General features: G+C 46.6%; 6 protein-coding genes and 4 pseudogenes. 5 read left to right on the forward strand and 5 right to left on the reverse strand.

The genetic code is table 11. From position 1 onward, the window contains the following. From J8X26_RS13130 to J8X26_RS13145, 4 genes and pseudogenes are all read left to right on the forward strand, one after another. Positions 1–272 (forward strand): annotated as a pseudogene (locus tag J8X26_RS13130) (ISNCY family transposase); the annotation flags it as partial. Between the two features lie 103 nt (positions 273–375). Next, positions 376–465: pseudogene (locus tag J8X26_RS13135) on the forward strand (IS6 family transposase); the annotation flags it as partial. A 158-nt stretch (positions 466–623) separates the two neighbouring features. Further along, positions 624–818, forward strand: a pseudogene (locus J8X26_RS13140) (DDE-type integrase/transposase/recombinase); the annotation flags it as partial. A 153-nt stretch (positions 819–971) separates the two neighbouring features. Then, the gene (locus tag J8X26_RS13145; protein ID WP_208951083.1) at positions 972–1616 is read left to right on the forward strand and encodes a TetR/AcrR family transcriptional regulator; all 645 of its coding nucleotides are present in this window, start codon (positions 972–974) and stop codon (positions 1614–1616) included. Between the two features lie 35 nt (positions 1617–1651). On the opposite strand, the gene J8X26_RS27895 is transcribed toward J8X26_RS13145, so the two are convergent. From J8X26_RS27895 to J8X26_RS13165, 5 genes and pseudogenes are all read right to left on the reverse strand, one after another. Next, positions 1652–2056: a fibronectin type III-like domain-contianing protein gene (locus tag J8X26_RS27895; protein ID WP_280118830.1), complete on the reverse strand. Its 405-nt coding sequence runs from the start codon at positions 2054–2056 to the stop codon at positions 1652–1654. A 54-nt stretch (positions 2057–2110) separates the two neighbouring features. Next, positions 2111–3691: pseudogene (locus J8X26_RS13150) on the reverse strand (glycoside hydrolase family 3 C-terminal domain-containing protein); the annotation flags it as partial. 125 nt (positions 3692–3816) lie between these two features. Then, positions 3817–4887, reverse strand: coding sequence for a UvrD-helicase domain-containing protein (locus J8X26_RS13155; RefSeq protein WP_208951085.1), 1071 nt, complete (start codon positions 4885–4887; stop codon positions 3817–3819). Next, the gene (locus J8X26_RS13160; protein ID WP_208951086.1) at positions 4880–6481 is read right to left on the reverse strand and encodes an ATP-dependent endonuclease; all 1602 of its coding nucleotides are present in this window, start codon (positions 6479–6481) and stop codon (positions 4880–4882) included. Before J8X26_RS13160 ends, J8X26_RS13155 begins: the two co-directional genes overlap by 8 nt. Before the next feature lie 48 nt (positions 6482–6529). Further along, a complete protein-coding gene (locus tag J8X26_RS13165; RefSeq protein WP_208951087.1) occupies positions 6530–7144 on the reverse strand; it encodes a recombinase family protein in 615 nt (204 codons plus the stop codon). A 119-nt stretch (positions 7145–7263) separates the two neighbouring features. On the opposite strand from J8X26_RS13165, the gene J8X26_RS27975 reads away from it, so the two are divergent. Then, positions 7264–9441: a Tn3 family transposase gene (locus J8X26_RS27975; RefSeq protein WP_307803471.1), complete on the forward strand. Its 2178-nt coding sequence runs from the start codon at positions 7264–7266 to the stop codon at positions 9439–9441. Positions 9442–9507: the final 66 nt, after the last annotated feature.

Genomic DNA, 9507 nt, shown 5'->3' on the forward strand with positions numbered 1-9507 from the left:
CACTGGCATCCCGGGTGCCACAGCATGAGGAAACGCTGATGACAATTGCAGAAAAGCTTAGAGAAGAAGGCCACAAAAGAGGGCGCGAAGAAGGCATGCAACTCGGTGAGCAAAAAGGCCGTCAGGAAGGTCGCCAAGAAGGTCGCCAAGAAGGCGAACGTCAGGCGACTCTGAAGATTGCCCGTACAATGCTGGCCAGTGGCATGGATCGCACAACGGTCATGAACATGCTCGAGCTAAGCGAAGAAGACCTGGCTCAGATCCGCCACTGATGTATCAGGCCTGTGTGCTATTAAAACAAAGTGAGGCATTCATGGGCGTCCGCTGCATCCGTCATTGGGCTGCTCAGGAAACTACAGACAATGCAGCCTGAAAAGGACGGCATCAGAAGGCCAGGCCTCACCGTTTTATTATGGTGATCCCCTGGGCGAGATGCGCCTGGTAAGCAGAGTCTTTGAAATGTAAGGCCTTCCGATAAGATAAAAGACTACCTCGTCGCGAACTTTGCAACAGTGCCCTGCGAACTACATCAGTCCTTAACGTTTAGCATAATGAGAATCCAGGTGCCCAAGCTCACTAAAAATAACAGGCCGGAAATTTCGGCGGTTCCGGCGTAGGACCCCATAATCGAGTGCGATCATGGCAGACTGAAACGGATAATCAACGCCACGCAGGGTTTCAAGTCAATGAAGACAGCATACGCCACAATCAAAGGGATTGAAGTGATGCGTGCGCTACGGAAAGGTCAGGCAGAATCATTTTATTTTGGGCATCCCCTGGGCGAGATGCGTCTGGTGAGCAGAGTCTTTGAAAGATAAGACCTTTCAATAACACGAAAGGCTAACTCATCAATAACTTTGCAACAGTGCCTTTTTTATATAATGATGTAGCTAGGCTTATATTCACCTATCGCGCCCTGCCATCGACGTCTGGTGACGAATGACGTGATGAGATGAAAGAGAAAATAAAAGATGGATGACAGAACTACTGACGATGCCACCGCCGTTGTTGACCATGTCACACGTCGTCGTTCGCCCAAAGGCGAGCGTAGCAGAGGTATAATAGTGGATGCGGCTCTCAACATTTTTTCATCCACCGGTTATAACAACTCTTCGATCTCCGATATTGCCAAAATCGCCGGCATTTCGACACCCGGTGTTTTACATCATTTCCCCAATAAACTCTCGTTGCTGATGGCCGTACTTGAACGCCAGGATGTTGAAACCCGCGAACAAATCGCCGCTATCAGCGAGGCAAATACTCTCGATAGTATGATGAAGTATTTGCTGGCCTTGATAACCTACTCGGCCCAGTCCTATGCCATGACGTTGGTATTTAATCAGCTTAATACCGAGAGTCTGGCCGAGGATCATCCCGCGTGGCTGTGGTATCAACAACGTTACGACATGCTGCATGCTTCAGCCGATCGCGAGTTTCGTGAGTTAATCGATAAAGGTGAGGTTCGCGCTGATATTGATGTGAAAATGGTGAGAAATGAGATATTTGCAGTGATGGATGGTTTACAAATTCAGTGGCTGAGAAGGCCGGGCAATGTTGATTTGGTCGCCGGTTTTAAAATGTATCTGTCACGTCTGACTGAATATTTACGGCCTTGAGGAAAACGAACTCATCCCTGAGTTCTCTTGTTTTATTAATAGGCGCGGCTGGCTTTCACCTGAACCGCTTTCTGCAACGGCAACGGCAGCGGATTGCTGGTATTGGTTGGCAGTTTTTCTGCATACAGCGTGCTGATGGTTTGTTTCAGTGGTAACGAGTCTGAACTTCCACCTACCAAAATCTGATATTTACCGGCGTCAACAATCCAACTGTCGGTACTTTGCTGATAGTAGGAAAGTGAACGAGCATCCAGCGGAATAGAAACAGTTTTGGTTTCCCCTGCTTTCAGCCAGACTTTGGTAAAGCCCTGCAACTCTTTAACCGGACGAGTGGCGGTTGGATTAATCGGTTTTGCATAGAGCTGTGCGATTTCATAACCCGCTTTCTGTCCAGAATTGGTGATTTTAAAGGTCGCATTAACCACAGCATCTGCAGTCATGATATTAGACGACAGATTCAGATCGCTATAGTTAAAGGTGGTATAGGAAAGACCGAAACCAAACGGATAAAGCGGCTTCTTGTGGTCTTTGTCATAACCACGATAACCAAAATACAGTCCTTCGCTGTAATCCATCGTCGTTTTGGCATTATCACCAAGGTATTGGGCTGGATCCGGATAAGACGCGTAGGTGTAGTTATCGGTAATTTTCCTGTCGATAGTAATTGGCAATTTACCGGATGGGTTAACCTTACCGTAAATAATTTCCGCCAACACCTGCCCTGCTTGCTGGCCAGAGAACCAGGTATCCAGGGTTGCGCCGACTTTTTCAGCCCATGGTTGCATGTTCATACTACCGCCACCATGGAGTACGACGATGGTATTTGGGTTGGATCTGGTTACGTTGCTTATTAAGTCAGCCTGATATTCTGGCATATCGAAGGTGTTTCTATCCGCAGCTTCACCTTCATATTCCACACCACTGCCTGCTGATACCAGAACTGCATCATAGGACGACAGATCACCCGGCGGGGTCAGCGATGCCCAGCTCATTTGTACGCCAGCTAAGCCACCGAGCGTAGTGGTGAAGTTACCCAACAACCGGCGATATTCCAGTTTGACCGAATACGACTTGCCAGCTTTCAGCGTGCCAGTCTTGGCTGAGTCGACCACAGCATTGATGAGGTCGTTAGACAGCTGATCCCCTGAATTATTGATAATCAACTTACCATCAACCCAAAGCTTGAACGGGCCATCGGCACGAATTTTAAATACTTGTGGGCCGGTGATAGTAGGTTTGATCTCGCCGGTAAAGCGGGCAGAGAAAGCCCCTCCGGTTGGCGTAAAACCCGATACGGTAGTCGTACCGTTATTGGTGGTATTGGTATCGGTTGTCCAGTTCAGGTTAACGCCAGGTTCAACGCGGGTGAGTACCGGCGTGCCTGACAGGTCGGTGTTACTATAATATTCCGCTTTAAGACCGGTGTTGCTGATGTTGCCGGTACTGGCCTGATACCAGACTGAGGCTTTGGGATCCAGCGACAGTGCAGGAATAAAAGTGATGTTGCTGGAGGAAGACGCCATCTGCTGCAATCCGCTCAGCTCACTGACATAGTCGGTGGCAACCGAGTAAGGGGTACCAAATGGTGAGCTCGGCGCTTCGTTAGCGATATCGCCGATCACAGCGATTTTAGCCGTTTTTTTCAGTGGCAGTAACGGGGTGCCTTGTGCAGTATTTTCGTTACGCAGCAGCACCGCAGCTTCACGTGCGACGTCCAGAGAAGCCTGGATCCCGTATTCTGGGTGGGTTAACGGTTGTGCCGGATTGAGCGCGGTATCGAAACCGTAGCTTACGAGTGAACGCAGGTTACGACGTACTTTATCATCAATGACATTCTGGGTTAGTTGCCCGCTTTGCAGCAAGGGCAGAATTTTCGCTTCGGTAAATTGCAGCCCGCTTGGCATATCTATGTCTGTCCCGGCCCAGGCGCCTTTAAAAGCATCGCTGATATCGTTGAAGTCGGAAAGTACGACGCCTTGATACCCCCATTCACCTTTCAAAACGTCGGTAATGGTGTGATGATTTTCACAGCCATAATCGCCATTAATTTTGTTGTAGGCGCACATGATGGCGGCAACATTGGCGTTTTTGGCTAGGCGTAAGGATTCATACGTAAATGTGTAAGATCACGCTCTAGCCCTTGCCACATCTACGCTGCCGAAATCAAGCGTCATGCCACTGGCTATATCAATATATGAGTTTATGGTTGCCAATATGGAAGTAATGAGTTGCCAGGACTATCAACAACAAGAGCTACACTCTGTTTCGCCCTTGTGACTGCGACATAAAAACTTGCTGCAGGTCCTGGTTCCAGAGGATCGCCAGTTTGAATAAACTTCAGGATCCCAGCAGTAGGCACGATGAGTACCCGCTCATGTGTTGAACCCTTCGAAATTTTAAAATTCATGAAGTCAAGATGAAACTCTTTGCCCGAACTGGCCGTATTGCGCAAACACTGAGGCTGATATTTGGCAACATAATCAGCAACGTGCTTTTTAGGTACTAGGAATACACCATCATGATCTGTAATTATCTCGTTCTTAGAGTCCGTTGCAGGAAACCGCCAGCTTTTATCAAAAATAGTATCAGAGAAGGCAGCAATCGCGGGATGGCAACGCCATGTCGTGGCACTCTCGGTAATATTTATAAGCCCTTTGGCTTGGCGTTCACGGAACCAGCTTATTACTTCTGCATAGGCATATTTTCTATTTTTTGAGCTACGTGGATTAGTCGAGAGTACAGATTGGCGAATATCACCAACCATTCGAATATCAACCGATGAACGAAGACACTCATCGATAATCTCCCAGTCATGACTGCTAAGATCTTGCACTTCATCGATTAAAATTTCATCATATAGACATTCCAATCGATGCATTAACGCCCCTCCACTTTCTGAAATAAGTTCGTGAGCAAGGCGACCGAGCTCACATGCATATGCGGCTCCGCTTGAATCTAAAAACCGGTTAACTCCTCTAGCCATCATCGTTGGCCTACCATCAAAGTTGAATCCAAGAATACGCTTACTCGGAAATTTAAAGGGTAGAAAAGGTTTGGCAAAATGGCGAAGTAGGAATGTATACCAACCCATTACTTCAATCCCGGTATGATCACCAGCAGAGTTCGCTAAGCGGCGGCTTAACTCATCTTGGTTGGTTTTAGTATATGTCACCACCAATGCTCGTCGACTTTTTGGCAAATGGGTGCAATGATCAACTATTCCCTGAGTTTTACGAGAACCTGCAACAGCAAGTATTAGATGGTTAGCCATGAATAAACCTTGCAGCATCTTTCATATAATCTGGTGGTGTAATACTTTGAGAGGCACTCGCAATGCGAAGTGCTGTTTCAGTTTTTTCCCGATTCATCCATGTTGTTAAATTTGCAGTTTTAGTTATCCTCAATATTGCCCGAATACTAGCTTCGCTATTGTGATGTACTAACTGAGGTTCAAGGGTTGTCCCATTTTCCACGCAACCAATAAATAGCTCTCGTCGACCTGATGCAAGCCAATTTTCTACTGGCTCACGTAACAAAACAGGGTCAATGCCATCATTATCACGGAGAACTGCCACGTTTTTGTCGAGTGCGGCGCATAATTCTAAACAACGACCTAAAGATAGGCCTCGCATACTAATAACATCAACACCAAACTCCATTGGGCGTTTTCCAAATAGATCCTGAAAAATTCGTTCAAATATAATTTCATCAGAGGGACCTTCGACAAGTACAACTTTATTTGCCAATGCCATTCTAAGAGTGTCATATCCTGGAAGCTTTTGAAAATATGATACTGTATCGGGATTCAGCTCAGATATTTTACTCACGGAGTCGCGGCCAATGAGTAGCAGGGAACCGAGCCCCAGCCTATTTAGCACAAAGGTACTGTGAGTTGTGATGAATAATTGTTGTTGTTCACCTGCTAGCGTCTCTAGACGAGATAAAAGAATCGTCAGACTTGTATGTGAAAGGTGGTTTTCAGGTTCTTCAATCATCACAAAATTTGCCTGCCCTGAATGACGGCTCATTGCTAATGATATTTTAATTGATGCCTGTTGGCCCTGCCCAGACATTGAGAATGGGACGTTATTAACATGTGGAGTAACAGCCGCCTCCCATGAGGTTCGTGAACTTTGATCCATTGCTAAGGCGATTGATTGATCGTACAAAGATGCATGTAGTGTACCTATGCGCTTGTTTACACCCGCCAGTGCAGTATCGGACATTGACGCTTTTACACCTCGATATAAAAGAGAAATTGAGGCTTTCTCCGCAGGCTCAAGATGATCACTAAGTATTTGACGTAGGTGAAAGTCGATACCTGATGACGAACGAACCGTTCGAGAATCAATTATAGCAGTCACAAGTTGTTTTGGCCGATTAGTAAGCTTGTTATCTGCAAAAGAACGCCAATCCACAGAGTAATATTCAACTGGAAGCAATGGCGAAGGATTTTTCATCCATTCATCTAATTCGTCCGCGTATTCGGGGTTAGGAATAATACTTAACGACACACCAGGGCAGGCATTTGTTGGTACGTCACTGTTAATTGCCCCGCACAATACCTGTAATTCAGGTCTATTCTCAAAGAAAAGTTCAATACGAATTTCAGGTAAAGATACACGTTGTCCACAAGCACGCCTATGTAAAAACTCTGCAACTAAGTTAGTATTAAACCAGTATGAATTAAGTTCTTCATATGCACTCCTACCATTAATTCTTCCTGTTAGTGCAAGAGTAATGGCCTCCATGAGTGTCGACTTTCCGGCTTCATTCCCCCCAACAATAATATTCATTCTTGGATTAGGGTTTAGCATGAGTTCTTTATAGATCCGATAACCATGTATTTTTATCTTTGTTATCATCGTAAGTTATCCTTTAAATTAACGATATTAGTATCTGCTATTTGTTACTTAACATAATTCCAATTTTTCGCGTTCTCGTTTGACTATTGCCATCACCGTATTTTTGCTCAAATCTAATTGTCGGCCAATTTGTCGGTAGGAAAAGCCTTCAGCTATAAGAGCTAATACTTTAGGTGCTAACTTATCTGATTTTATACGTTGGCCAGGTCTTCGCCCAAAAATAACGCCCCTGGCTTGTGCTGCCTGGACACCAGACCGAACACGTTCCCTCAGTAAATCCCTCTCAAATTCGGCAAAACCAGCCATTAGAGTGGCAATCAGCTTCCCCTGCGGCGTGGATAAATCAAACTGTAACCCTGTTTGTGCTATCAGTCCTACACCCCAGGATTGCAAATCGTTCAGCGTATGGAACAAATCCAGCGTCGAGCGACTCCAGCGGGTCAGTTCCGTCACCAGAATCAGGTCAATTTTTCTGGCCTGAGCTAGTTTTAATACCTGCTGGCGTTGTTGACGATCTGTTTTGCTGCCAGATGCCGTTTCTTTCCAAATCCCCGCCACGGTGTAACCCGCTTTACTGGCTAGCGCGATGAGTTCCGTTTCCTGACGTTGGCAATCCTGGTCACTGGTCGACACCCGGCAATATATTGCTGCAATCTGTCCCAATTGAACCCTCCTCACAAAACACGGCTACAACCCGCATTCCTACGTGACAGAATAGCGGTACTTTTATAGATTACTTTAAATGATACACGGAAGGCCCTTTTCGGCAAGGAGTCAAAAACGTGCAACCCCACGATACAGCTTATCCCAGGTTCAAAAGTCGGCTGACGGCATCAGAGCTGGAACGGTTTTATACACCAACTGAAGATGAACTGGCATTTTGTGCCACGGCGGCGCGTTCACCAACAACACGGCTGGGCTTCGTCGTTTTGCTGAAAACATTTCAACGGCTCGGTTATTTTGTTCTGTCCAGTCAGGTTCCTGAATCACTCATCAGACATATCGCTCAGTCCATCAGGCGTAATGCCGACCTCGAAAATTTAAACAGCTATGATCGATCGGAAGCCCGGCGAAAACATGTCGGTGTAATACGTCGCTTTCTCGATGTAAATCCGTTCTCTGCAACAGGCAAATCGTTACTTAGGAACACGTTCATCGATGCCGCACTGACTAAGGAGGATGTCGCCGATATTATCAATGTGGGCATTGAGGTGCTTATACGCCATCGTTATGAATTACCCGCCTTTGATTCTCTGGTACGTACTGCCCGCTCAGCGCGGTCAGAGGCTAATCAGTCACTGTACTCGCGAGTGCAGACTGCTGTGGGTGAAGAGGGGGCGGTCTTCCTTGACGCTTTGTTTGTCGTTGGGGATGATCCCAGGCGAGTGAGTGCCTGGAATGACCTTAAGCAAGACCCAGCCAGACCTACCGTTTATGGTATGAGGGACTTGCTCGCTCGCTTTAAACTTTTAACTGACCTAGCGGGTTACAACCGGGTGCTTAAAATCATTCCCGTCGTAAAAATCAGCCAGTGGGCACTGGAAGGGAATGCGCTTGATGCTGCCAGTATGGCCGATTTGGTGCCTGCAAGACGGTATGCGATAACACTGGCGGTGATCCAGCAACGTCTCGGCGTAGTAACGGATGACTTATGCGATATTTTCTGTAAACAAATGAATAAGGTGTCCCGCGCAGCCGAGGCTGAATTACAACAGTATCTTGATGATAATCAGGGGAAAACTGACGAAATCCTCCGCCGTTATGCTTTACTTAACACTGTACTCCATTCAACTGAATCTTCGGATAATCAGTTAAAGATAATTCGTGAAACGGTATCTTCGCGCCCTGATTTGTATGAATTTTCCCGTCTTCATATGGAGTTTGGCGGCAAGAACGAATGCCGGTTTATGCTGAAAGCGTTCAGTCAGCGCCGGGCTGAATTGTTACGCATCCTGTCTACGCTGAATTTTGTCTCAACCAGTCAGGATACCAGCTTTGAACGGGCCTTGGCATTGATGCTGTTGCAACGCCGATGTCGCAGTGAGTGGATTACGCTGAAAAAAGGAACGGAAAGCGATCTCAGTTTATCCGACCTTTCGTGGGTTCCTGATAAATGGTGGAAACTAATCACAGGCGATCAGCAGAGAAAAGCACCTGAACAGCTTTCTCGCCGGCAATTTGAGGTCTGTGTTTGTACGCAGATGGTCCGCGAATTGAAATCAGGTGATCTGTGTGTGACAGGCGCGAACGTTTACTCCGACTACCGTGATGAGCTGGTTCCTCTGACAGAATGTGCCGAAACCCAGGATATCTATGGTCAGGAAGTAGGGCTGCCTCTTGAAACCAACGCCTTCATTGACCATGTCCAGGATCTCCTGACCACTGCGGCTCAAAAGGCAGATGATTTCTATCCGGATAATCCTTTTTTCCAGATTATTAATGGCCGCCCCAGACTGGCTACGTTAAAGAAAAAGCCTATTCCTGATGGGTTCAAGGCGCTGGATGTCGCCGTCGGAAAAAAACTTAATAAACTGGGACTGTCTTTGCTGGATATCATTTCTGATACCACCCAGTGGCTTCACTGGGATAAGCATATTGGCCCACTGAGTGGACATAAGGGAAAATTAAAAAAATCGACGCGCCGAAAAATCATCACAACCTTTGCTTATGCTACAGGCCTTGGGCCGATGCAGACATCCCGCACTATCGCCGATATCAGTGCCCGGCAAATTTCGTTTGTTGATCAGAGGCAGGTGACGACAGAAAAGCTGGAGGCAGCAACGATTGACATAATTAATGGTTATAACCAGTTCCAATTGCCCCGGTATTGGGGGGAAACCAAACGGGTTGCTGCTGACGGAACTCAGTGGGATCTGTATGAAAACAATCTGTTATCCGAACGGCATATTCGCTATGGCGGTTATGGAGGCATTGCTTATTATCACGTCAGTGATACTTAGAACCTATCCCAAAAGGAATTGTCAGTTAATAAGTAATGGCAATTTTTGAGGGAAGTATGGCAGGCA

The organism is Rahnella sp. ChDrAdgB13, assembly GCF_017655185.1.
GTDB lineage: Bacteria > Pseudomonadota > Gammaproteobacteria > Enterobacterales > Enterobacteriaceae > Rahnella > Rahnella contaminans.